Source organism: Hymenobacter terrigena, assembly GCF_054776515.1.
Genome location: NZ_BAAHBU010000002.1, coordinates 335,755 through 360,337 on the forward strand (window position 1 = coordinate 335,755; position 24,583 = coordinate 360,337).

The window sequence follows — 24,583 nt, forward strand, 5'->3', positions numbered from 1 at the left end:
TAAGAATAGAATCGTGTCGCCCGGCCCTTGTGGTGCCGCTGGGCCGTTGGCTGTGCTGCTGAAGGATACCCTGGAGCAAGGCGGGTCGGTTTGCAATCATACCCTCTCATTTTCCCACAATTCCCACAATCCCGTTACCCTATGAAACACTTCCTCCTCTCCGTATTCCTATTTATTAGCCTGAATGCCTGGGCCCAGCCCACTGCCTGGACCTACGCCCTGCCCGCCCCCGCCGGCATAGCCGCCGTGGCCGCCGCTGCCGACGGCACCACCTACGTCACGGGCAGCTTCGTGGGCGGCTCCACGCAGCTGGGCGGCTCCACCATCAGCAGCAGCCTGCCCGGCCGCTGCCTTTACATTGCCAAGCTCAGCCTCCAGGGCCAGGTAGTGCGCGTGACCAAGCTGGAAGGGGCCGAAGAAGGCAGCAACACCACCGGCATTGCCGTGGACCAGGACGGGAACACCTACATCAGCGGCCGGCTGCACGGCACCATCACCTACGCCGGGGGCCAGACGGCGGGGGCCATTGCCGACGCGGGCGGCTATTCCGTGATGCTGGTGAAGTGCGGGGCCAACGGCCGCGTGAGCTGGGTGAAGCAGGCCCACGGCGGCCAGGGCACGCCCTACGGGGCCAGCCACGGCATGGGCGTGGCCGTGGACCGGGCCGGCAACAGCTACCTCAGCGGCGACGTCACGGGCGGCAGCGTGGTGGCCGATAACATTGCCCTTGGGGGGCATCGGCGCGATGGTTTTTTGGCGAGCTATGACCGGAATGGACAGGTGCGCTGGGCCAAGGCGCTGACGGGCATCCGTGGGGCAACTGGGTCGAGCTGGGCGCTGGGCGTGGCCGTGGACAACGCCGGGCACTGCTACCTCAACGGCTACAGCGGCGGCGGTTGGCGGCTCGATGGGCTGACGGTGACCATCAACGGGGATTCGAATTACCTGGCGCTGTTCGACTCGGGCACCGGGCAGTTGCAGTGGGGCAAGGCGGTGCCCAGCAATAACTTCGGCGGGCCCATTGCCATCGACAAGCAGGGCGATGCCTGCATCGGCGGCGATTTTGTGGGCACGGCCGACTTCGGCGGGGGCGTCACCCTCACCAGCACCGCCGCCACGGGCTACGTGGCCCGCTACGCCGCCACCGGCAACGTGGCCTGGGCCACGGCCGTGAACACCTCGGTGAAAGGCGTGGTCGTCAACCAGCAGTCGCGGCAGGTATTCGCAACGGGCAGCGCCGGCACGCAGGCCTATTGGGCCCGCCTCGCGCCCAATGGGCGCGTGCAGCAGCAGGAGCTGGTGGGCGGCCCCGGCACCAGCGGCGGCGGCGGTATTGCCATCGACGACCAGAACAATGTGTACACCACCGGCTCGTTTACGGGCAGCTGCCACTTCGGGGCACTGGCCCGAAGTAGTGCGGCCACGCAAGGGTACCTGGCCCGCTACGGCACCCCCCAGTACAACCGGGGCGGCGGCCCCGATTACGGCAACTACTTTCGCACCCCGGCGCTAAACCTCTTCCCCAACCCCGCCCAAAACCTGCTCACGCTGCGGCTCGATAGCCAGGCCCCGGCCGGCCAGGCCACGCTGTACGACCCGCTGGGCACCCCAGTCGCCACTCGTTCCATCCAGCCGGCCGCCGATGTTCATTTCGATACCTCGGCCCTGCCCAATGGCCTGTACGTGCTGCGGATAGCGGCTCAGGGCAAAACCACCACCCAGCAGGTGGTGGTGCAGCACTAGCGCGGGCAGCGCTTACCTTGTGCGCCCCGGCCGGCTGATGCAGCGGGCCGGGGCGTCACTTCTTCCCCCGCGTTGTTATGCACCTGCTCAGCCAGCTTCTCATCGGCCTGGTGGCCCTCATTCACGCCTACATCCTGTGGCTGGAAATGTTCGCCTGGACCACCCGCGGCCCCCAAACCTTCCGCTCCCTGCGCCCCGAGCTGTTTGCGCCCACCAAAGTACTGGCCGCCAACCAGGGCCTGTACAACGGCTTTCTGGCCGCCGGCCTCGTCTGGGCGCTGCTGATAACGGACCCGGCCTGGCACCGCAACGTGGGCGCGTTCTTTCTGGGCTGCGTGGCCGTGGCGGGCATCTACGGCGCCTTCACGGCCGGCGGGCGCATTCTGCTGGTGCAAACCGTGCCCGCGCTGCTGGCCCTGGCGGCCCTGCAGCTGGCTTGATTTCGGTGCCCGTCTACGCGCTAGTCGCGCGAGCGGAATAAAAACGGCACCGACATGGTGCGGGCCACGCGTACGGGCTTGCCGCCCACCAGGCCGGGCGTCCACCACGGCATGAGGCGAATCACGCGCAGGGCTTCTTCGTCGAAGCCGTGGCCGCAGCCTTTGGCCACTTCCGCATCGACGATGCGGCCCTGCTGGTCGACCACGAAGCTCACGTACACCGTACCCGAAAGGCCTTGCTTCAGGGCTTCTTCAGGGAAACGGGCCGTTTGGCGCACGAAAGCATAATAAGCCGATTCACCACCCGGGAAGGACGGCAACACTTCTGAGAACTTGAGCACGGTGGCGGCGGTGGCAGCCTCGGGCTCGGCGGCCGGGGCCACGGGCACCGGGCCAGCCGGCGCGGCCACGGCTTTGGTGAGCGACTGCATTTTCACGGTCAGGGAGTTGCCGGCCGCTACGGCCAGCGTCTGGTCGCGGTAGCCCTGGCACTTGAACAGCAGCACGGATTTGGCGCTGGTAAGGGCCAGCAGAAAATCGCCGGCGGCGTTGGTGCTGGTGGCCTGGGGAGTGCCCTGCACCGCCACGAACACGCCCGGCAGCGGCACTCCCACCTCGTTGGTAACGCGGCCGGCCACGGCCGGTGCCGCCAGTACGGTGGCAGGGCCAGCGCTGGATTTAGGCGCTGACAATGGGCCAGCAGCCAGCAATTGCGTAGCGACAAGCAGAGTAGAGAGGAACATAAGCGGTAGGATTTTGGTGAAGAGAATGAGTGTTTGCAAAGCCGGCGCGGGTGAAAATCCATTGGGTAGCCAGGCCGCAATCGTTTTCAGTAGAAAACAGCAAACGGGCGGCTGAAACAGGCTAAAAAGCTGTTCCTGTCAATTGATTTTTTCCGAGCATGAGGTCAATAACAGGCAGAAGACAAACGTTTGCTCATCTTATTTAATTTATAAATAAGACGCTATTGGCAATTGCAAATCGTTGGTTAACTGCGTTTATTTCAGAGCAAATAAACGATAAATAGCACACAAATCAAATAAATAGCCTCGCCTACGCATTGCAAGCGTTCAAAATATATTCACAATCACAGATTCAATCCGAGCTTATTTTCAATTAGACTATTTCAAGTAATAATTTCTCAGAATGTCAAATTTGTAATAACAGACCTTCTCACTACGCGTACGCATGCGAAAGCCCCGCCAACAAGCCGATAGGCTTGTTGGCGGGGCTTGGGCTGATGCCGCGCTGATTGCAAGAGGGTGGGTTATCCAGCCGCTTGTGGCTCGCCACCCAGCAGGGCCCAGGCTTTTTCGTTGCCCTGCTGGCCGGCCAGGTGCAGCGCCGTGAGGCCCCGCCCGTCGGCAATGGTGCGGTCGGCACCGGCGTCGAGCAGGAGTTGCACCAGCTCGTTGCGGCCAAACATGGTGGCGAACATGAGGGCCGTGCCGCCGTTGGCGTTTTGCAGGTTGAGGCCGGCCCCGCGGGCAATGAGCAGCCGGGCGATTTCGGGGTAGCCTTTGAAGCTGACGCCCATCAGGGCGGTGTTGCCGCTGAAGTCCTGCGCGTTGGGGTTGGCCCCGGCATCGAGCAGGAAGGCGGTGGCTTCGGGGTGGTTGTCGTAGGCCGCCAGGATGAGGGGGGTGAAGCCCTTAGAGTTGGCCGTATCCACGGCGAGGCCGGTGGCCAGCAGGTCGCGCAGGGCGGGCACATCGCCGCGCCGGGCGGCATCAAACAGAAGGTCTTCGGAACGGGCAGCGTTGGAATCCATGAAGGGCAATAATCAATGAGGAATGAGAAACGAAACGGGCGGCGGTGCCGGCGGGCACCCCGCCCACACTTACGGATTACTCCGGCATTTGATGTGCGGCGCGGGGCTGGCAGTGGAATTACAGCCTCAGAAACAAAGCAGGATGACGAGCGTCAGAATGGTCAGCAGTGCGCCCACGGCGGCAGTATTCACATAAGTTTCGGGGGAGTGGCCGGGCCAGGTGCCCACGGCCGCTACCGCCGCCAGCAGCAGCGGCAGCAGGAAAAAGGTGCCGTAGATGGTGCCGCCGTAGGGCCGAAAAGGGGCCGGGCCGTCGGGCGATTCGGGCGCGCTGATGCGCTGCACGATGCCCAGGATAGGCGTTTGCCACACGGTGATGGCCTGGCCGGTGCGCACGCGGTGGCCGATGGCGCTGGGCAGCCGGAAGCTGGTATGCGCCGTGTGCACGCGGTAGGCCACCTCGGGGGCAGACAGCGCCGAGGGCACGGATACCGGGAAGCGGCTCTGCACGGTTTCGTGGGCGTATTGGCGCAGCGGCAGGGCCCAGTCGAGGGCCAGCAGCAGGCAGCAGGCCAGCAGGGCCACGTTGAGGCTGCGGGCGATGCGGGCGTAGCGAAGCCAGCGGGCTTCGGCAGCGGCGTAGTGGGGCGGCAGGGCGGGCTCCTGGGCCAGCAGCAGGTCGTAGGCCAGGCGGCGGCGCGGGTGGCCGATGATGCCGTAGCCGGCCTCGACCTCGGCGAGGCGGGATTTCATGGCAGGGTCGGCGGCGAGGCGCTTGAGGCGGGTGCGCTGGGCGAGGTACGCCTGCACGATTTCCGGCGCGGTGGCCGTGGAGTCGATGCCCAGCAGGTGGTAATAATTCTGCATAAGTGAAAGGCGCGGCGAAGCCCTAAAATACAGAGCACCGGGCTATTTCAAAACGCGACTTTGCCCCGGGCTATTGCTTTGGCCAGACCAAAGCCCGCGCCAGTCTGGGGCAGTAGCCGCCGCCACGGTGCGGAATTGGCGGCCGGCCGGCCGTACTTCGCATTCTTATGACGACTGACTCGGCCACTTCCCTTGCGCTGCCCCCACCCGCTCAGGCCGCCGCGCCCGCCTGGAGTGTGCTCGACGTGGCCGAGGTGCGCGGCCGCTCGCGGCTGGTGGCCTGCAAGAACATTCAGCCGCTGAAGCTGCTGCAACCGGCCGCGCCCAGCCGCGCCGCCCACGTGGTGCTGAGCAGCTACGGCGGCGGCATGGTGACCGGCGACACCATCCGGCTGCGGGTGTCGGTTCAAACGGGCGCGCGGCTCATCCTCAGCACGCAGGCCAGCACGAAAATTTTCCGGTCGATTGACGGGGCCGTGGCCGAGCAGCACACCGCGGGCACGCTGGCCGAAAACGCGCTGGCCGTGGTGTTTCCCGACCCGGTGGTGCTGCAGGCCGAAAGCCGCTACCGGCAGGTGCAGGAGTGGCACCTGCAGCCCACTTCCCTCCTGCTGCTGGTCGACTGGTTTCATTCCGGCCGCATGGACCAGGGCGAGCGGTTTGCCTTCACGTCCTTGCATTCGGAACTGCGGGTGCGGGTGGCGGGCCGGCTGGTGGTGCTGGACAGGTTTGGGTTTGAGCCCGCGGAAAACATCGCCACTTCGCCAGCCAATTTCGCGGGGTACCAAACCTTCTTCTCGGTATTTCTGGTGGGCAGCCCCGATGATGTGCGCTTCCAACAACTGGCCGCGATGCTGGCGCAGCAAAAGATGCCCGGCAGCACCGGGCCGCACTTCAACATCAACAGCCAGGAGTACGTGGTTTCGGTGGCGCAGGCGCGGGAAAATGCGTGGGTGCTGCGGGCGGCGGCGCACAGCCGCATGGCCCTGCAGCCGCTGTGCAACGCGCTGCTGGCCGGCCTGGCAGATGAGCAGCTGCTGGGGTATAATCCGCTGGGGAGGAAGTATTAGCGCCGGTCTTCGCGCACGGCGGCTAGGGCGCGGGCTTTGGCGGCTTTGATGTGGGCAATGATTTCATCCAGCCCGTAGCCGTCGGTGGCGCGGGCGAAAAGGAACGGGCCTTCGCCGCGCATCTTCCTGGAATCCTGCTCCATCACGCCCAGGTCAGCTTTGATGAGGTCTTTAAGGTCGATTTTGTTGATGATGAGCAGGTCCGATTGCGTGATGCCGGGGCCGCCCTTGCGCGGAATCTTGTCGCCGCCCGACACGTCGATGACGTAGATGGAATAGTCCACCAGCTCGCGGCTGAAGTGGGCGGCCAGATTGTCGCCGCCGCTTTCCACGAAGAGGTAATCGAGGCCGTAGTCGAAGCGCTGCATGAGACCTTCGAGCGCGTCCATGTTCAGCGAAATATCCTCGCGGATGGCGGCGTGCGGGCAGCCGCCGGTTTCGACACCCACGATGCGGGTTTCATCCAAAGCGCTGTGGCGGATGAGGAACTCGGCATCTTCGCGGGTGAAAATATCGTTGGTGACCACGCCCAATTCAAATTCGTGGCGCAGGCGCTCGCACAGCGCTTTGAGCAAAGCCGTTTTGCCCGTGCCCACCGGCCCGCCAATGCCCACGGTGAACGCGCGCTTGCGGAAGTTGCGGTAGGACGGCAGGCGGCGGGTTTCGCGCTCGTTGAAGTCGCCGGGCGACTCGTAGGCTTCGTGCTGGTGGCCGTGGAGAAGGAGGGCGAGTTTTTCGACAAAAGCCATGTGCAGTAGCGCGGACTTTTAGTCCGCGGATAAGTGGTATGATGTGGACTCGCGGACTAATAGTCCGCGCTACTTAGTTCTGAAAAAGTTTAGAATAGATATCCTCGTGCAGCACCTGCGCGGCGTCAAGCAAAAACGCGGAGCGCACTGACTCTCCATACCCCTTCCCCACCTGCGCCGCCAGAATATGCTCGAACACGGCATAAAAGTCATGTTGCAGCTGATGTCCCTCCAGCGGCCCCAGAAACCCAAGGCGAATGGCGGCGCTGAGCTGGTCGCGCAGCAGCATGTGCAGGTACATGGCCTGCACTTCCTTTAGCTCGAAGCCCACCCGCTGCAAGGCCAGCGCAAACACCAGCGTGAAATGCGGCGGAATTTCCTGGGTTTTGAACCACTGGGTGATGGTTTCTAAAGCAGCTTCGGGGTAGAAGGTGGCCAACAGCTTCAGCCAGTTGCGGCCCTGCACGGCACTGGCTTTATAGAGCGCGGGAACGAGCAATTGGGCGTCGTATTCTTCGGCTACAGCTTGAAATTCGGGGCTTTTTTCAGTGAGTTGGAAGGTGGAAAGGATGAATGGCAATTCAGCGCTGGCGGCTTGCTGCAAGTAGGAATACAGGTGGTTGCGCAGGTCGAATGGCGTGTTTATCAACCCAAACGTGAGGGCGCTTTCCAGCCCGTAAGAATAGGCGAACGAGCCGGTGGGAATGGCCGAATCGACGAGGTGCAGGAGGCGGGCGAAATGCATGGGCTGTAGCGTGGACTCTGCGAGTCCGCGCATGGCTGGACGTTCAATCGGGCGCGGACTCGCAGAGTCCACGCTACAGTTCTAAAACAGATTATACAGCTGCGCCAGCGGCAGCGTCGCGGCCGGCTCGCAGGTCAGGTGCACGCCGTCTACCATCACGCGGTACGTTTCCGGGTCCACCGAAATGTTGGGCAGGTAATCGTTTAGCGCCATGTCCTTCTTCCCAATATTCCGGCAGTTTCTCACCGCCACTACCTGCTTGGTCAGGCCATAATCGGCCCGCACCCGCTCTACCGAAGCACCGGAAACAAAGACCATCGAGCTCTTTCCAATGGCCCCGCCCAGCGCGCCGAACATGGGGCGAGAGAACGACGGTTGCGGCGTGGGAATGGAGGCGTTGGCGTCGCCCATTTGCGATTGCGCGATGATGCCGCCCTTGATAATCATCTCGGGGCGCGAGCCGAAGAAGGCAGGCTTCCAGAGTACCAAATCGGCCAGCTTGCCGATTTCGACGGAGCCGACTTCGTGCGAGATGCCGTGGGCGCGGGCCGGGTTGATGGTGTACTTGGCCACGTAGCGGCGCACCCGGAAGTTGTCGGCCTGATGGTGAGCATCTTCGGGCAGGGCGCCGCGCTGCTGCTTCATCTTGTGGGCCGTTTGCCAGGTACGGGTGATGACCTCCCCCACCCGGCCCATGGCCTGCGAATCGGAGGAAATGATGCTCAGTGCGCCCAGGTCGTGCAGGATGTCTTCGGCGGCGATGGTTTCGCCCCGGATGCGGCTTTCGGCGAAGGCCACGTCCTCGGGGATGTTGCGGTCGAGGTGGTGGCAGACCATGAGCATGTCGAGGTGCTCGTCGATGGTGTTCACCGTGAAGGGCCGCGTGGGGTTCGTGGACGAGGGAATGACGTTCGGCTCGCCGCAGATTTTGATGATGTCGGGCGCGTGGCCGCCGCCCGCCCCTTCGGTGTGGTAGGAATGGATGGTGCGCCCCTTGAATGCGGCCGTGCTCGTTTCCACGAAGCCGCTTTCGTTCAGCGTATCGGTGTGGATGCAAACCTGCACGTCGTATTCCTCGGCAATGCTCAGGCACATGTCGATGGCCGCCGGCGTGGTGCCCCAGTCCTCGTGCAGCTTGAAGCCCAGCGCCCCGGCCTCGGCCTGCTCGCGCAGCCCCTCGGGCTTGGAGGCGTTGCCCTTGCCCAGAAACCCGAAGTTGAGCGGGTAGGCCTCGGTGGCCTTCAGCATGGTTTCGAGGTAGAACGCGCCGGGCGTGCAGGTGGTGGCGTTGGTGCCGGCGGCCGGCCCGGTGCCGCCCCCAATCATGGTCGTCACGCCCGAAGCCAGCGCCTCGGGAATCTGCTGGGGGCTGATGAAATGGATGTGGCAGTCGATGCCGCCGGCGGTGAGCAACTGGCCTTCGCCGGCAATGACTTCGGTGGTGACGCCCACCACCATGCCGGGCGTCACGCCGGGCATAATGTGCGGGTTGCCGGCCTTGCCGATGCCCACGATGCGCCCGCCCTTGATGCCGATGTCGGCCTTGTAAATGCCGGTGTAGTCGACCACCAGCGCGTTGGTAATCACGAGGTCCAGCGCGTCGGCCGGCCCGATGCCGGCGGCCTGGCCCATGCCGTCGCGCAGCACCTTGCCGCCGCCGAACTTGCATTCCTCGCCGTACACGCAGTAGTCTTTTTCTACCTGAATCAGCAGGTCGGTATCGCCGAGGCGCACCCGGTCGCCGGTGGTGGGGCCGTACATGTCGGCATACGCGCGGCGGGAGATGGGGAGGGACATGGCCAACAGATAAATTAGAATTGGGAATCTCCTTCAAAAAACTTAGCTTGTCTATAAAAAAACTTTGTATTCATAATCTTCCTGAGCTGATTAAGAAATTCTTGAGTATCCAGAAAATAGCTTGGATAAGCTTTTTTAAGAAGTTCAATAGAATCTGACGAAACAAGTACTACTTGCTTTCTATTCTCTGGTGTTATAGTGGCTTCTTCCTTCATATAATCGTCAGAAGCTTGGTCTATAGCAGCTTTTGAATACGTCTTAATCGTGACCTGAGCATCAACAATATCAAGAACGACTAGATGAATTGAACCTTGGCGCTTATCAGTAGTAACGTTCTTAATTACTTGACTGAATGCAATCAATTTATTTACGACCCCTAGTCTTTTTGCTTCAGACCTTACCTCTTTAAAAGTTTGTTCCTGTGAATCATTGGCGAATTTCTCAATGCCATTAGTCTTCTCTACATACGAGAATGCGTGACTAACTAGAGCAAAAAAATCCAACCACTCTTGTGGTCCTTGACTCGATTTCAAAGAGTGGTCTAGAAAAGTCCCTACAGTTTCTACAGCTGTTGCCCAGGCATGTTGCAGCTTAGTTCTGATTTGCAGTTCTAACATCAAACCATCATAATTCGGATTTATTGGGTTTGAATATTCATAGACTAAATGGTAGCAACGATAACCCGATTCTTTAGGACTTTTGATATAATCCTTCTCATTTTTTAATTTATGCGGAAATCCTGGATGTTTATATTTATCTACTAGCTTGTATACATCTTCGTTTTCAGCAAGCACAACTCTTATTCCCCCGATATCCTGCATTCTTGACAACTTCATCTGAGGGTAACGGTCAAGTTTGTCCAAGATAGAAGGTGTTCTTTTCAAGCGCTGAGATATTATTGCATCAAATTTTAACTTACCTAGTTTTTTTCTGAGTGTAGCCTGAAAAGTATTTATAGGATATGCATGACAAGACCTATGATTGTTAAGGATTATTGTAGCTTCAAAAGGTTGAAATTTAGTCGATTTATTAATTAGTACTTGCCCGGCTTCATCAAGTTGACGTTTCGAGAATAGTGGCGTGCGGTCTTTTAAAGCCATGATGATTGGTTATTAATGTTTTATCAAACTTAACACAGTTTCTCCAGCGCCTGCTGCTTCTTTCCCGCCTCATCCAGCGGCCCATCAATCCAGCCATTGCCGCCGTACACGATGCGCTCGCCGCTGAGGGCCACCAAGGTAACGCGCTTGCGTTCGCCGGGCTCGAAGCGGACGGCGGTGCCGGCCGGGATGTTGAGGCGGAACCCGTAGGCCGCCGCGCGGTCGAAGTGCAGCGCGGCGTTGGTTTCGAAGAAGGGGTAGTGCGAGCCAACCTGCACGGGCCGGTCGCCCATGTTCACGACGTCGACCGTGACCGTGGCGCGGGTTTCGTTGAGGATGATGTCGCCGTCGGCCAGTAGGTATTCGCCGGGCGGCGGGGGGCCGGCGGGCGCGGCGGGCGCGGCGGTGGCGCGGGTCAGGCCGGAGCCGTAGAGGGCCAGCGCGGCATCGCCGGTTTCGCGGCAGATGGGGTGGTGCACGGTCACGAGCTTGGTGCCGTCGGGGAAAGTGCCTTCAATCTGGACTTCGTGGAGCAGGTCGGCCACGCCGGGCAGCACATCGGCCAGGCCCAGCAGCTGCTTGCCCTTGTCCATGAGCACGGCCACCCGCTCGCCGTCGCGGATGAACTCCAGCAGCTGCGTGGCGATGAGGGCCAGGGCTTCGGGGTAATTCAGGAGCAGGCCGCGGGCGTAGCGTTTCTGCGCCACAAAACCGGCCTGGTGGAGTACGAGCTTGTCGAGGTCTTTGGGGGCGAGGTGCATGAGTAGGGTGCGAGGCTTGCCCCCGCCCGGCGTTCGCGCCGATTTAGATTATAGTTTCAGTGAATGTCGTGCAACGATGGGCGGGGGCAAGCCCCGCACCCTACAAGTTTTCATAAATCATGTGCCCGCCGTACACGATGCATACGAGGGAAGAAAGCGTAATCGCCGAGGTTTTCAGCACCCGGCTAATCCGCATGCGCCGGGTGAACGGCACACTGCACAATCCGGCCACGATGAACATGCCCAGGATAGAGCCGATGCCGAATACCGCGAAGTAGAGCACGCTCAGCCAAGGGCTGCGGATTTCGCTCATTACCAACAACACCAGCGCGCCGCTGCCGGCCAGGCCGTGGAGCAGGCCTACCGCGAAGGCCGCCCGCGATGGCGACGCGCCGGGCCGCACTTTAGCCGGCGGCCGACGCTGCTCCAGCAGTCGGCTGATGCCCATGACAATGAGCATAAGGCCCACGGCGGCTTCGAACCAAGGCGAGGTTAGAAACGTGACGCGGCCCAGCAGGATGACGGCTCCCACGACGACCAGCGTGGTGGTGTGGCCCAGGCCCCAGTACACGCCATCGCGCAGGGCTTCGGCTAGCGTGTCACGGCGCGAGATGAGGTTGCCCACGGCCAGCAAGTGGTCGGGTTCGAAAGCGTGGCCCATACCGGCTACGGAAGCAAACAAGATGGGCAGCAGGCCTTGCATTTGGCAGGGTGATACAGGATATAAAGCACTGAAAACGTTTGGGGCCTTTTGATTTAAGGGCAGTTGGCAATTTTTCGAAAAAGTAATCTAAACTTCTTGAATTAGCTGCTGAATCTGAAAAAAGCTCCCGTAACTTACCGTTCTGTGCAATCTGGCCGAGGCAGGAAGACGGCCATTCAGCGGCAGCAGGAGGCTCGCAGAGTTGATTTTGAAGTTGTACAGCACCCGCATTTAAATTTGTGATTATCAATAATTTAATATCCAATCCAGCCAACTGGAAATAGTAAAGCAACCGATGCCGCGATTTTGCCTGCCACCGGCGAGCCGTTCCTTGTAAACGCCTGTGCGCAGTTGGCTGGCTTAATCTCCTGCCCTGCTAACGCTCCCGCCGACTGGCGGCACCTTTTTTTCCTGATTTTCCAAAATCCCGATGCCATCCACTGACACTCCGCAGGGCCTGTACCGCCCCGAATTTGAGCACGATGCCTGCGGGACCGGTTTTATCACCTATCTCAACGGCCGCAAAACGCACCAGACCGTCGCCGACGCGCTGACCATGCTCGAAAACATGGAGCACCGCGGCGCCTGCGGCTGCGATACCGACTCCGGCGACGGGGCCGGCCTGCTCATTCAAATTCCGCACTGGTTTCTGCTCGAAGAATGCACTGCTCTCAGCATCCGCCTGCCCGAGCCGGGCAGCTACGGCGTGGGCACGGCCTTTCTGCCGAAAGACGATAAGCTGCGCGCCGCCTGTCACGACGTGATAAACGGCGCGGCCGCGCGGCTGGGGTTCCCGCTGCTGGGCTACCGGCCCGTGCCGGTGAACCCGACCGGCATCGGCCCCACGGCGCTGGCCGCCGAGCCGGTGATGGAGCAGGTGTTTTTCGGTCGCCCGGCCGGCATAGTCACCGCCGAGGATTTCGAGCGCAAGCTCTACGTGCTGCGGCGGCTGATTTTCAAAACGGTGCGCGAAACCGTGCCAGCCGCGATGGACGTGTTCTACTTTGCCTCGCTGTCCTGCAAAACCATCGTCTACAAGGGCCAGCTCACCACCTACCAGGTGCGCGGCTACTTCCCCGACCTCAGCGACGAGCGGGTGGTGTCGGCCTTCGGGCTGGTGCATTCGCGGTTTTCGACCAACACGTTTCCGAGCTGGAAGCTGGCCCAGCCCTTCCGGTTTTTGGCGCACAATGGCGAGATTAATACGTTGCGCGGGAATCTGAACTGGTTTTATGCGGGCTTGCGCAATTACGTGTCCCCCTACTTCTCAGCGGAGGAAATGGACATGCTGTTGCCGGTGGTCGATGCCGGGCAATCGGATTCGGCCTGCCTGGATAACGTGGTGGAAATTCTGCTGCACTCGGGCCGCCCGCTGCCGCACGTGATGATGATGCTGGTGCCCGAAGCCTGGGACGGCAACACCCAGATGGACCCGCTCAAAAAGGCTTTCTACGAGTTCCACGCCACGTTTATGGAGCCCTGGGACGGCCCGGCCGCCCTCATCTTCACCGACGGCCAGCAGATTGGAGCCATGCTCGACCGCAACGGGCTGCGCCCGCTGCGCTACCTCGAAACCACCGACGGCCGCGTGCTGGTGGCCTCCGAAGCCGGTGTATTGGACATTGACCCGGCTACCGTGGTGCAGAAAGGCCGCCTCCAGCCCGGCAAAATGCTGCTGGTGGATACCGTGGCCGGCCGCATCATCACTGATGCGGAATTGAAGGCCCAGGCCGCCGGTCGCCAGCCCTACGGCGCGTGGCTAGACGAGTACCAGATTCGCCTCGAAGAGCTGCCCGAGCCGCGCCAGATGTTCACGGACTTGGCTGCTGACGCGGTTTTTAAGTACCATCAGGTGTTCGGCTACACCCGCGAGGACATCGACGTGCTCATCACGCCGATGGCCCTGGAGGGCAAGGAACCCATCGGCTCGATGGGCGTGGACGTGCCCCTGGCCGTGCTTTCGGACCAGCCCCAGCACCTGAGCAGCTACTTCAAGCAGTTTTTCGCGCAGGTCACGAACCCGCCCATCGACCCCATCCGCGAGCGGCTGGTGATGAGCCTGGCTACCTTCCTGGGCAACAACGGCAACATCCTCGATGAGGACAAGCACCACTGCCACTGCGTGGCCCTGCGCCAGCCCATCCTCAGCAACCACGAGCTGGAAAAGCTGCGCAGCATCGACACCGGCATGTTCAATGCCAAGACGTTGCAAACCTATTTTAAGGCCGACGGCCTGCCCGGCGCCCTGGAGCGCGGCCTCGCCCGTCTCTGCCGCTACGCCGAAGACGCGGTGAACGACGGCTTCGAGGTGCTGATTTTGTCGGACCGCGCCGTGGATTCGGAGCACGCGCCGATTCCGTCGCTGCTGGCCGTGTCGGCCGTGCATCACCACCTGATTAAGCTCGGTTTCCGGGGCTCGGTGGGGCTGGTGGTGGAGGCCGGCGACGTATGGGAAGTGCACCATTTTGCCTGTTTGCTGTCGTTTGGGGCCACGGCTATTAACCCCTATCTGGCGCTTTCCACGCTGCGGACCATGCGCGAGGCGGGCCATTTGAATACCTCGCTCGACCAGTCGCAGCTCACCTATAACTACATCAAAGCCGTGTGCGACGGCCTGCTGAAGATTTTCTCGAAGATGGGAATTTCGACTTTGCAGAGCTACCACGGCGCGCAGGTGTTCGAGATTTTAGGTTTGAATCAAGCGGTAGTCGATGCTTATTTCTGTGGGGCCGTTACGCGCATCGGCGGGCTGGGGCTCGATGAAATTGCCCGCGAGACGTTATACAAGCACTTTCAAGGCTTTAAAACCAGCACCCCGGAGGAGCAGACCCTGCTGCCCGATGGTGGCCTCTACCACTGGCGGCGGCGCGGCGAGGCGCACATGTTCAACCCCGAAACGGTGCACCTGCTACAGCTGGCCACGCGCACCAATAACTACACTACTTATCAGCGGTACGCGAAGCTGATTAATACGCAGCCAGAGCGCATGTTCACGCTGCGCGGGCTGCTGGATTTCGCTCACCACCGCGACCCGATTTCCTTGGAGGAAGTGGAGCCGGCCGAGAATATTATGAAGCGCTTTGCGACCGGGGCCATGTCGTTTGGCTCGATTTCGCACGAGGCGCACAGCACGCTGGCCATTGCCATGAACCGCATCGGCGGCAAGAGCAATACGGGCGAGGGCGGCGAGGACCCTATGCGCTACGAAGTGATGGAAAACGGCGACTCCATGCGCTCGGCCATCAAGCAGGTGGCGTCGGCGCGCTTCGGCGTCACGGCCCACTACCTCACTAACGCCGACGAGCTGCAAATCAAGATGGCCCAGGGTGCCAAGCCCGGCGAGGGCGGCCAGCTCCCCGGCCACAAGGTGGACGAGTGGATTGCCAAAGTGCGCCACGCCACGCCCGGCGTGGGTTTGATTTCGCCTCCGCCCCACCACGACATCTACTCCATCGAAGACCTGGCCCAGCTCATCTTCGACCTGAAAAACGCCAACCGCGCCGCCCGCATCAACGTGAAGCTGGTGAGCAAAGCGGGCGTGGGCACCATCGCGGCGGGCGTGGCGAAAGCGCATGCCGACGTGATTCTGATTGCCGGCTACGACGGCGGCACGGGCGCCTCGCCCATCAGCTCCATCAAGCACGCCGGTCTGCCCTGGGAGCTGGGCCTGGCCGAAGCCCACCAAACGCTGGTGCAGAACCAGCTCCGCAGCCGTGTGGTGCTGCAAGCCGACGGCCAGCTGAAAACCGGCCGCGACCTGGCCGTAGCCGCGCTTTTGGGAGCCGAAGAATGGGGCGTAGCCACGGCTGCGCTGGTAGCCGGCGGCTGCGTGATGATGCGCAAATGCCACCTCAACACCTGCCCCGTGGGCGTGGCCACGCAAGACCCCGAGTTGCGTAAGCTCTTCACCGGCCAGCCCGAGCACATCGTAAACCTGTTCCGTTTCCTGGCCGAGGAGCTGCGCGAAATCATGGCCGAGCTGGGTTTCCGCACCATCAACGAGATGGTGGGCCGCCCCGAATTCCTGAAAGTGCGCGAAGGCATCACCCACTGGAAAGCCCGCCATCTGGACCTGAGCGGCATGCTGCACCCGGCTGCCAATAGCTCCGGCGGCACCTTATATCAGAGCGAAGCGCAGGACCACGGCCTCGACAACATTCTGGACTGGCAGCTGCTGGAACACGCCCAACCGGCGCTGAATGAACAAACGCCGGTGTACGGCGAGTTTGAAGTTCATAACACCGACCGCACCATCGGCACGCTGCTCTCGAATGAGATTGCCAAGCGCTACCACGCCGCTGGCCTGCCCGCGAATACGATTAATTACCGTTTCCGCGGCTCGGCGGGGCAGAGCTTCGGCGCGTTCAGCGCGGCGGGCCTGTCGTTCACGCTCGAAGGCGAAGCCAATGACTACGTGGGCAAGGGCCTCAGCGGGGCCCAGCTGGCCATTTTCCCCTCCCCCGCTGCCCGGTTTGTGCCCGAGCAGAACATCATCATCGGCAACGTGGCACTGTACGGCGCGACTTCCGGCGCGCTGTTCGTGCGCGGGCAGGCCGGCGAGCGGTTTGCGGTGCGCAACTCCGGCGCGACGGCCGTAGTCGAAGGCGTGGGCGACCACGGCTGCGAGTACATGACCGGCGGCCGGGCCCTCATCCTGGGCCAGACGGGCCGCAACTTCGCCGCCGGCATGAGCGGCGGCATCGCCTGGATTTACGACCCCAACGGCACCTTCCCCCAAAACTGCAACCCCGAAATGGTAGAACTCGACCCGCTCGACGCCGACGACGAGGACCAGATTCAGGCGCTGCTGCGGCAACATGTGGAACTGACGGGCAGCCAGGTTGCGGCGTTTCTGCTGGGCAACTGGCAGGAGGAAGCCGGGAAGTTCGTGAAGGTGTTCCCGAGCGAGTATAAGAAGGTGCTGGCGAAGACCCGGTATGCCACAGTAGGGTAACGCCGCGCCAGCCTCAAAAACAAAACCACTACCAATCATGGCCAACCCCACCGGTTTCAAAGAATTTGCCCGCGAGCTGCCGCCCAAGGCCGCGCCGCAGGAGCGCGTGGCCCACAACCGCGAGTTCGTGGGCACCTATGCCGAAAGCCAACTCACCCAGCAGGCCGCCCGCTGCATGGATTGCGGCATCCCTTTCTGCCATTCGGGCTGCCCGTTGGGCAACATCATTCCCGAATTCAACGACGCTGTGCGCGAGGAAAAATGGGAAGACGCCTACCAGATTCTCTCGGCCACCAACAATTTTCCCGAGTTCACGGGCCGAATCTGCCCCGCGCCCTGCGAGGCGGCCTGCGTGCTCAGCATCCACAGCAGCCCGGTGGCCATTGAGGAAATCGAGAAGCACATCATTGAAATTGCCTTCGCTAAGGGCTACGTGCAGCCGACTTCGCCGGTGCTAAAATCGGGCAAAACGGTGGCCGTGGTGGGCTCCGGCCCGGCCGGTCTGGCTGCGGCGGCGCAGCTGGCACGGGCCGGCCACACCGTCACCGTATTCGAGCGCGACGACCGGCCCGGCGGCCTACTCCGCTACGGCATCCCCGATTTTAAGCTGGATAAATGGGTCATCGACCGCCGCATCAAGCTGCTCGAAGACGACGGCATCATTTTCCGCTGCAACACCGAAATCGGCCGCGACATTTCGGGCGCTGAACTCACCGCCGGTTACGATGCCGTGGTGCTGGCCGGCGGCGCCAGCGTGCCGCGCGACCTGAACATTCCCGGCCGCGAGCTGCCCGGTATCTACTTCGCTATGGATTACCTCACCCAGCACAACCGCCGGGTGAGCGAGCTAGGCATCGAAGACGATGAAATCTGGGTTGAAGGCCAGGACGTGGTGGTCATCGGCAGCGGAGACACGGGCTCCGACTGCGTGGGCACGGCCAACCGCCAGCGGGCGCGCTCCGTCACGCAATTCGCCCTCATGCACCAGCCCGGTACCGAGCGCCCCGCCCATACCCCCTGGCCGCTGGAGCCGCACATTTTCCGCAGCAGCACCTCGCACGAAGAAGGCTGCCAGCGCTATTGGGGCATCAATACCAAAGCCTTTTTGGCCGATGAGTACGGCCAGCTCCGCGCCCTGCGCGTGAGCGATGTAACCTGGGAAACCGACGTGCTGGGCCGCCGCATCCGCTTCGAGGAGGTGCCCGATTCCGACCGCGAAATCCCCTGCCAGCGCGTGCTGCTGGCCCTGGGCTTCGCCGGCCCCCGCGTGGACGGTCTGCTCACTGAGCTGGGCGTGGCCCTCGACGAGCGCGGCAACGTGCGCGCCGATGAAAAAGCCTACCGCACCTCCCGCCCCAACGTGTTCGTGGCCGGCGACATGCGCCGCGGCCAGTCGCTGGTCGTCTGGGCCATCTCGGAAGGCCGCGAGGCGGCGCGGGAAGTTGATGTGTTTCTGACGGGAAAAACGGCGCTTCCGAGCAAGAATGCGGTGGGGATGTTTGCGTAAAATCGCCTGTCATTGCGAGTGGAACGCAGCGAAACGCGGCAATCCGTCTTCTTCAAGCGACTAACCCGATAATGTGACAAACCGCGGCATTGCGGAATTTCAGGCCTTAGCACTGGCGCAGGTTTGGCGCAGGGTAACTCGTGACCAAAGCATAAATGCCCCTACCCTATCGCCCGCTGCACCCACGGCTTCAGCCCCGGCACGCGGGCCAGGCGCACAGCCACGTTCACCAGCCACGCCTTGTTGCTGAGGAAACGCATGAGGCGGTAGCTTTTGGCCAGCTTCCGGCCGATTTTGTGGGCCACCTGGGCATCGTATTGCTGCATAAATCCGGCGCCGAAATCCTGCCGGGCAAAACACGCCGCGGCCTGCGCCCCGGCCAATATTCCGCTCTGAATAGCCGTATCGATGCCGTGGCCCTGCAAGGGGTCAATCAGGGAAGCCGCGTCGCCGCACAGCATAAACCGGGTGCCGCTGATGGGCCGCACCCGCCCGCCGCCCAGCGGCAGCCCAAAGCCCACGATGGGCCCCAATTGCCGCGCCTCGGCAAAGCGACCGGCCAGCGCGGGGTGCGTGGCCAGCATTCGCGTCATCACTTCTTTGAGGTCGACTTTGTGTTTCGCCACTATTTCGGACAGCATGCCCAGGCCTACATTATAGCGGCCCGCGCCTACCGGAAACAGCCACACGTAGCCCGCCAGATAGTCGCTGCTGAGGAAAAACTCGGTGGTGCCGCTGCTGGCCCCGGCCACGTTTTCGTAGTAGGCGCGCACGCCGGCGCAGTGGTGGGCGCGGTCGAGCGGCGCGGGCAGCAGCTTGCGGCCTACGGTGGAGTTAGCCCCATCGCAGCCAATGACTAATTGGGCCGTGATTTCGCGGCCGTCGGTGGTGGTCAGGCGGGCATGGTCGGGCTCGACTTGCAGGGTTTTGAGGCCGGTATTTTCGAGGATTTCGGTGGCGGAATGTTGACGCACCAGTTCCAGCAGCGCCGCGTCAAATGTTTCGCGGGGGCTGTTGAAGCTGGGCAACTTCCATTGCAGGGTGAGACTGGCCCCGCTGGGGGCCACGAGGCAGGAATCGCGCACGTCGTCGCGCGGCTGGAGCTGCCAGAGCTGCTCCACAAACGCCGGGTCGAGCTGGCGCAGGGCTTTGAGGGCGTGGCCGGGAATGGCGTCGCCGCACACTTTGTCGCGGGGAAACCGGGCCTTATCCAGCAGGGCCACGCGCAGGCCGCTTTGGCGCAGGGCCAGGGCGCAAGCGGTACCGGCGGGCCCGGCACCGACGATGGCCACGTCGTAATCAAATGGGGAAGAAACAGGCACGGGACCAAAGGTAGCAGCCGCGCCCGGGCGGCTGGGCGCGGCCTTGTCACATTCCCGAACGTTTTGCGTATCTTCATTCACACTTCAGCTTCCGGCCGTGACTGCTCTACCGAACATTCTGCTTCCGGCCGATGACGCGGCCCGCCTCCAAGCCCTCAGCCGTTACCAGCTGCTGGACGCGCACCGCGAACAAATCCTCGACGATGTGGTGGCCGCCACCGCCCACCTGTTTCGGGTTTCCAACGCCATGCTTACCATGGTGGAGGGCACCACGGTGCTGCTCAAAGCGCCCTACAACCTGCCGGTGCCCATCGAGCGCATTCCGCGCGAGCAAAGTCTGTGCTCGGCCACCATCCTGCAAAACGAGACGGCCGTGTTCGAAGACCTCAACCAAAAAAGTGCGCCGGGCGTCGACATTTCACTCATTTTGCAACTGGGGCTGCATTTCTACGCCGGCCACAACCTGCGCAACTCCGACGGCTACAACATCGGCACGCTCTGCCTCTTCGATGGCCCGCCCCGGCACTTCCCGCCCGCCGAGCGCCACCTGCTGAGTCAGTTGGCGGGCCTGGTGATGCACCTGCTGGAGCTGCGCCGCATTATGGGGCCGCATTCCGGCCTCACGGCGCTGCTCTGGGGCACTATTTACCGTAATATGAGCGAGCAGCTGGCGGTGCTCAATAACCTGGCCCGGCACGCGCCCCATGTCGATAACACGCTCGCCCCGGCCGTAGCCCAGGAGGCCGGCGCCATCGTGGCCAATCTCGACAAACTGGTGGTAGCCACGCTGCGCCGGACGTAGCCGCATCATCCCGGCGCAGTCACGCAACCCTGGCCCCCTGCCCAGGGTACAAGCAGTACCCGAAACCTCGGCGGTACCGGCAGCCGCTTTTCGGCCAGCCAGCGCCATTCGCCTCTTCCTGGCCGCGCCTTCTTACCTGTTTTATTTTGGTTGATAATTCTATTTCCCTGATACCGGCCAACGACGCGGCCCGGCTGCAAGCCCTTGCAAGCTACCAGCTGCTGGATGCGCGCAGCGAAAAAGTCCTCGATGATGTAGTGGCCGCCACCGCCCGGCTGTTCGGCGTTTCCAACGCCATGCTTTCCATTGTGGAGAAAGATGAGGTGTTGGTAAAAGCTCCCTACAACCTGCCAGTAAACATCGAGCGCGTGCCGCGTGGGCAAAGCATGTGCTCGGCCACCATTTTGCAGGACGAAACGGCGGTGTATGAAAACATGAACCTGGCCAGCGCACCGGGCGTCGACATTTCCCTGCTACAGCAGCTGGGCCTGAGCTTCTACGCCGGCCACAACCTGCGCACGCCCGAGGGCTACAACCTCGGCTCGCTGTGCGTGTACGACGGCCCGCCCCGGCAGTTTTCTCCCGTCGAGCGCGCCCTGCTGGCCACCCTGGCCGGCCTGGTAATGCGCCTGCTGGAGCTGCGCCGCATCCTGGGCGCGCACGCCGATAGCACCGCCGTGCTCTGGAACCCCGTGTACCAAGCCATTGGTGGCCAGCTCTCCCGCCTCACTGCTTTGGCCGAGCGCACGGCGGGCACGGATGCCCCGGCGCAGCTCACCGAGAGCGTGGTGGCCGAGGTAAAATCCATCGCGGCTATTGTCGACCAGTTCGTGGCCGCTACGCTCAAACGGGTATAATGCTTACTTCCGATGCAGGAGGAATGACAACCTGTTCCGTGAGCGCAGGGGCGGCGTACTTTTGCGCCGTTTCCGTGTTTGCATCATTATGCTTGAAGAAAAGAAGGTAAAAACGCTGGCGTTGCTCGGCGCGACGGGTTCCATTGGCACGCAGGCGCTGGAGGTGGTGCGGCAGCAGCCGGGCCGGTTCCGGGTGGCGGTGCTCAGCGCGCAGCGGCAGTGGGAACTGCTGGCCCGACAGGCCCGCGAGTTTCGGCCCGCCGCCGTGGTTATCGGCGACGAAAGCTGCTACCAATCCCTGAAAGCCGCCCTCGCCGACCAGCCCGAAACCGAAGTTCTGGCCGGCACCGCCGCCCTGGCCGAAGTGGTGACGCGCCCCGAAATCGACATCGTGCTCACCGCCCTGATGGGCTACGCCGGGCTGCTGCCCACGGTGGCCGCCATCCGGGCCGGCAAGGACATTGCCCTCGCCAATAAGGAAACCCTGGTGGTGGCCGGCGAGCTGATTACCGCCCTCATCAAGCAGCACAACGTGCGCCTGCTGCCCGTCGATTCGGAGCATTCGGCCATTTTTCAGTGCCTGGTGGGCGAGGAAGCCAACCCCATCGAGAAAATCATTCTCACGGCCTCGGGTGGGCCGTTCCGGGGCCGCACCGCCCAGCAGATGGAAACCGTGACCAAGGCCCAGGCCTTGAAACACCCCAACTGGGACATGGGCGCCAAAATCACCATCGACTCGGCCTCGCTCATGAACAAAGGCCTCGAAGTAATCGAAGCCAAGTGGTTGTTTGGGCTTACCAATGAGCAGATTGACGTGGTGGTGCACCCGCAAAGCATCGTGCATTCGCTGGTGCAGTTCGAGGACGGCTCACTGAAAGCCCAGCTTGGCCTGCCCGATATGAAACTGCCCATCCAGTACGCGCTGGGCTACCCGCAGCGGCTGGCCAACACCTTCCCGCGCTTCTCCTTTTTAGATTATCCTACGCTCACGTTTGAAGCACCCGACCGGGCCGCGTTCCCCAACCTGGAGCTGGCCTTTGGGGCCATGCGGCGGGGCGGCAACGCGCCCTGCATCCTCAACGCCGCCAACGAGGTAGCCGTGGCCGCATTTTTGCGGGAGCAGGTGGGCTTCCGTCAGATGTCAGACCTTGTGGCCGAGTGCCTGGCGCGGGTATCGTACCTTGCGGAGCCGATATTGGCCGACCTGGTGGCTACCGACGCGGAAACACGCCGGCTGGCCGAAACCCTGGTTTAACGTAACCGGCCAGAACGTCATGCAGAGCGTAGCGAAGCATCTTGTCCGCAGTCACTAATCCCATCAGTTGGATTGCGTCGCGCGGTAAAGATGCTTCGCTGCGCTCTGCATGACGGACTCATTCTTTTCTCAACTTCTCCTTATCTAGTTCGTTTCCCTTGGCTATCCTCACCATGATTGGCCAGCTTGTGCTGGCACTTTCTATCCTCGTTGGCTTGCACGAATTCGGCCATTTCGCCTTCGCCAAGCTCTTTAAAATCCGGGTCGATAAGTTCTACATCTTCTTCGACTTTCTGTTTCCGATGCCCAACGTGGCCAACTTCGCGCTGGTCAAAAAGAAGATTGGCGAGACGGAGTACGGCATTGGCTGGTTCCCACTGGGCGGCTACGTGCAGATTCACGGCATGATTGACGAGACGCAGGACGCCTCGGCCCTGGCCGGCCCGCCGCAGCCCGACGAGTTCCGGGGCAAGCCCGCTTGGCAGCGCCTGCTGGTGATGCTCGGCGGCATCATCATGAACGTGATTCTGGGCATCATCATCTTCGGGGCGATGACGTACCACTACGGCGACACGTTTCTGCCAGCTTCGGAGGCCCGTTACGGCATTCTGCCTAACGGTTTGGGCCGCGAAATCGGCTTCCGCACCGGCGACAAGATTGTGAAAATCAACGGCCGGCCGTTCGCCGAGTTCGATGACGTGTACAAGCCTGAGGTCATCATGGGCGACAACTCCTACTACACCGTGGAGCGCAACGGGCAGCTGGAAGACATCAAAATTCCGAAAAACTTCCTCGATAAATTCGGCAAGCAAAGCGCTGACAGTCTGCTGGTGCGCCCCCGCGAAACCTTCGCCGTGGACCGCGTGACGCCCGGCGGCAACGCCGCCAAAGCCGGCCTACAAGTGGGCGACGTGATTACGAACGTGGCCGGCCAGCCGGTACAGTTCTTCGACGAGCTCCAAGCGGTGCTGCTGGCCAACAAGGACAAAACTGTACCCGTGCAGGTACAGCGCGGCGGCCAGCCCTTCACGCTGAATATTGCCGTCACCAGCTCGGGCCGCATCGGCTTCGAGCGCAAGTCGACCCTGCAGCTCGGCACCCGCAAGTACACGCTGGCCGAGTCCATTCCGCAGGGTGTGAGCAAGGCGTTTGGGGTGATTGGCTTGCAGGCGCGGGCCTTCGGCAAGATTTTCAAGGGCGAGGCTTCGGCCTCGGAAAGTCTGGGCGGGCCGGTTGAAATTGCGCAGCAATTCGGTGGCATCTGGGATTGGCAGCACTTCTGGGGCTTGGCCGGTGGCCTGAGCATGGTACTGGCCTTCATGAACCTGCTGCCCATTCCGGCCCTCGATGGCGGCCACGTGGTGTTCCTGCTCTACGAAATGATTCTGCGCCGCAAGCCATCGGATAAGTTTCTGGAGGGCGCCCAGCGCGTGGGCACGGTCCTGATTCTGGCCCTGATGGCGTATGTGATTGTGTTCAAGCAGGTGATGAAGCTGTTCCACTAAACGGAACCGATAGGTTATCCAGAACGTCATGCTGCGCGAAGTCGAAGCATGACGTTCTTTTTTTCACTCAATCAGTTTCTCGCCCATGCGCCTGCTCACCCTTCTTGCTGTTACACTGCTGCTCTTTCCGCTGGCCGGGGCGGCGCCAGCGTTCCACGCCTACCACTCCACCATCACGGAGTTGCGCTACAACGCGGCCAAAAAGCAGTTGGAGATTTCGGTCAAAGTCTTCGTTGATGACTTTGAGAAGGCGCTTTCGCAAGGCCAGCCCACTCGCGTCAACCTCACCGATGCCGGGCCACGCCCGCTGGTGTTGGCCACGGCCTACTTCCAACGCACCTTGCAGGTGAGCGTGACGAGCGGCAAGCCCCTGCTGCTGCAAGTGCTGGGCATGCAGGCTGAAAACGACGGCTGCTGGTTCTATTGCAAAGTGCCCTTGCCCGGCCCGGTCACGGCCGTGAAGCTGCGCCAAGCCGTGCTGCTCGACACCTTCGCCGACCAGATGAACATCGTGAACATCGAGGCCAACGGCAAGAAGCAAAGCGCCCTGTTCCGCGCCGGCCACGAGGAGGAAACCATCGGCTGGTGATGTAGCGCGGACTTTTAGTCCGCGAATAGAATCATTGAACTCGCGG

20 protein-coding genes are annotated in these 24,583 nt (G+C 62.0%); 10 read left to right on the plus strand and 10 right to left on the minus strand.

Annotated elements, in window-relative coordinates:
• Nucleotides 1–141: 141 nt before the first annotated feature.
• Entirely contained in the window at nucleotides 142–1,743 is a 1,602-nt protein-coding gene (locus tag ACYU7Q_RS08315; RefSeq protein WP_460608980.1) for a T9SS type A sorting domain-containing protein, read from the plus strand.
• A gap of 77 nt (nucleotides 1,744–1,820) precedes the next feature.
• Nucleotides 1,821–2,183, plus strand: a complete 363-nt coding sequence (locus ACYU7Q_RS08320; protein ID WP_460608981.1) for a DUF1304 domain-containing protein — start codon at nucleotides 1,821–1,823, stop codon at nucleotides 2,181–2,183.
• Between the two features lie 20 nt (nucleotides 2,184–2,203).
• Here the strand turns inward: ACYU7Q_RS08320 and ACYU7Q_RS08325 are convergent, their stop codons facing one another.
• From ACYU7Q_RS08325 to ACYU7Q_RS08335, 3 genes are all read right to left on the minus strand, one after another.
• Entirely contained in the window at nucleotides 2,204–2,926 is a 723-nt protein-coding gene (locus tag ACYU7Q_RS08325; RefSeq protein WP_460608982.1) for a TonB family protein, read from the minus strand.
• A 524-nt stretch (nucleotides 2,927–3,450) separates the two neighbouring features.
• Nucleotides 3,451–3,954 (minus strand): ankyrin repeat domain-containing protein, encoded by a 504-nt coding sequence (locus ACYU7Q_RS08330; protein ID WP_460608983.1) that lies wholly within the window; start codon nucleotides 3,952–3,954, stop codon nucleotides 3,451–3,453.
• A gap of 126 nt (nucleotides 3,955–4,080) precedes the next feature.
• Nucleotides 4,081–4,821 carry a J domain-containing protein gene (locus ACYU7Q_RS08335; RefSeq protein WP_460608984.1) on the minus strand — a complete coding sequence of 247 codons (741 nt, stop codon included), beginning with the start codon at nucleotides 4,819–4,821 and terminating at the stop codon, nucleotides 4,081–4,083.
• Nucleotides 4,822–4,988: 167 nt separating this feature from the next.
• Between ACYU7Q_RS08335 and ACYU7Q_RS08340 the strand changes: the two genes are divergently transcribed.
• The gene (locus tag ACYU7Q_RS08340; RefSeq protein ID WP_460608985.1) at nucleotides 4,989–5,891 is read left to right on the plus strand and encodes an urease accessory protein UreD; all 903 of its coding nucleotides are present in this window, start codon (nucleotides 4,989–4,991) and stop codon (nucleotides 5,889–5,891) included.
• Here the strand turns inward: ACYU7Q_RS08340 and ureG are convergent.
• The 6 genes from ureG to ACYU7Q_RS08370 all read right to left on the minus strand — a co-directional run bounded on the left by ureG (nucleotide 5,888) and on the right by ACYU7Q_RS08370 (nucleotide 11,746).
• On the minus strand, nucleotides 5,888–6,640 hold the full coding sequence (gene ureG / locus ACYU7Q_RS08345) for an urease accessory protein UreG (protein WP_460608987.1): 753 nt from the start codon (nucleotides 6,638–6,640) through the stop codon (nucleotides 5,888–5,890). The two genes, ACYU7Q_RS08340 and ureG, sit on opposite strands and share 4 nt — an antisense overlap.
• A 73-nt stretch (nucleotides 6,641–6,713) precedes the next feature.
• Nucleotides 6,714–7,418: an urease accessory protein UreF gene (locus tag ACYU7Q_RS08350; protein ID WP_460608988.1), complete on the minus strand. Its 705-nt coding sequence runs from the start codon at nucleotides 7,416–7,418 to the stop codon at nucleotides 6,714–6,716.
• Nucleotides 7,419–7,466: 48 nt separating this feature from the next.
• Entirely contained in the window at nucleotides 7,467–9,182 is a 1,716-nt protein-coding gene (ureC, locus tag ACYU7Q_RS08355; protein WP_460608990.1) for an urease subunit alpha, read from the minus strand.
• Nucleotides 9,183–9,196: 14 nt separating this feature from the next.
• Nucleotides 9,197–10,282, minus strand: coding sequence for a RelA/SpoT domain-containing protein (locus ACYU7Q_RS08360; RefSeq protein ID WP_460608992.1), 1,086 nt, complete (start codon nucleotides 10,280–10,282; stop codon nucleotides 9,197–9,199).
• Between the two features lie 29 nt (nucleotides 10,283–10,311).
• The gene (locus tag ACYU7Q_RS08365; RefSeq protein ID WP_460608994.1) at nucleotides 10,312–11,043 is read right to left on the minus strand and encodes an urease subunit gamma/beta; all 732 of its coding nucleotides are present in this window, start codon (nucleotides 11,041–11,043) and stop codon (nucleotides 10,312–10,314) included.
• Nucleotides 11,044–11,143: 100 nt separating this feature from the next.
• Complete coding sequence (locus ACYU7Q_RS08370) at nucleotides 11,144–11,746, minus strand: HupE/UreJ family protein (RefSeq protein WP_460608995.1); 603 nt, start codon at nucleotides 11,744–11,746, stop codon at nucleotides 11,144–11,146.
• Between the two features lie 430 nt (nucleotides 11,747–12,176).
• On the opposite strand from ACYU7Q_RS08370, the gene gltB reads away from it, so the two are divergent.
• Together gltB and ACYU7Q_RS08380 are read left to right on the plus strand one after the other, a co-directional pair.
• Nucleotides 12,177–16,700: a glutamate synthase family protein gene (gltB, locus tag ACYU7Q_RS08375; RefSeq protein WP_460608996.1), complete on the plus strand. Its 4,524-nt coding sequence runs from the start codon at nucleotides 12,177–12,179 to the stop codon at nucleotides 16,698–16,700.
• Between the two features lie 37 nt (nucleotides 16,701–16,737).
• The gene (locus ACYU7Q_RS08380; RefSeq protein ID WP_460608997.1) at nucleotides 16,738–18,207 is read left to right on the plus strand and encodes a glutamate synthase subunit beta; all 1,470 of its coding nucleotides are present in this window, start codon (nucleotides 16,738–16,740) and stop codon (nucleotides 18,205–18,207) included.
• 161 nt (nucleotides 18,208–18,368) lie between these two features.
• Here the strand turns inward: ACYU7Q_RS08380 and ACYU7Q_RS08385 are convergent, their stop codons facing one another.
• Nucleotides 18,369–19,529: a geranylgeranyl reductase family protein gene (locus ACYU7Q_RS08385; protein ID WP_460608998.1), complete on the minus strand. Its 1,161-nt coding sequence runs from the start codon at nucleotides 19,527–19,529 to the stop codon at nucleotides 18,369–18,371.
• Nucleotides 19,530–19,626: 97 nt separating this feature from the next.
• Between ACYU7Q_RS08385 and ACYU7Q_RS08390 the strand changes: the two genes are divergently transcribed.
• The 5 genes from ACYU7Q_RS08390 (at nucleotide 19,627) to ACYU7Q_RS08410 (ending at nucleotide 24,537) form a co-directional block, all read left to right on the plus strand.
• The gene (locus ACYU7Q_RS08390; RefSeq protein ID WP_460608999.1) at nucleotides 19,627–20,331 is read left to right on the plus strand and encodes a GAF domain-containing protein; all 705 of its coding nucleotides are present in this window, start codon (nucleotides 19,627–19,629) and stop codon (nucleotides 20,329–20,331) included.
• Nucleotides 20,332–20,477: 146 nt separating this feature from the next.
• Nucleotides 20,478–21,188: a GAF domain-containing protein gene (locus ACYU7Q_RS08395; protein WP_460609000.1), complete on the plus strand. Its 711-nt coding sequence runs from the start codon at nucleotides 20,478–20,480 to the stop codon at nucleotides 21,186–21,188.
• An 88-nt stretch (nucleotides 21,189–21,276) separates the two neighbouring features.
• Nucleotides 21,277–22,443 carry a 1-deoxy-D-xylulose-5-phosphate reductoisomerase gene (locus ACYU7Q_RS08400; protein ID WP_460609001.1) on the plus strand — a complete coding sequence of 389 codons (1,167 nt, stop codon included), beginning with the start codon at nucleotides 21,277–21,279 and terminating at the stop codon, nucleotides 22,441–22,443.
• 158 nt (nucleotides 22,444–22,601) lie between these two features.
• The gene (gene rseP, locus ACYU7Q_RS08405; RefSeq protein ID WP_460609002.1) at nucleotides 22,602–23,948 is read left to right on the plus strand and encodes a M50 family metallopeptidase; all 1,347 of its coding nucleotides are present in this window, start codon (nucleotides 22,602–22,604) and stop codon (nucleotides 23,946–23,948) included.
• Nucleotides 23,949–24,033: 85 nt separating this feature from the next.
• Nucleotides 24,034–24,537, plus strand: coding sequence for a DUF6702 family protein (locus ACYU7Q_RS08410; RefSeq protein ID WP_460609003.1), 504 nt, complete (start codon nucleotides 24,034–24,036; stop codon nucleotides 24,535–24,537).
• Nucleotides 24,538–24,583 lie beyond the last annotated feature (46 nt).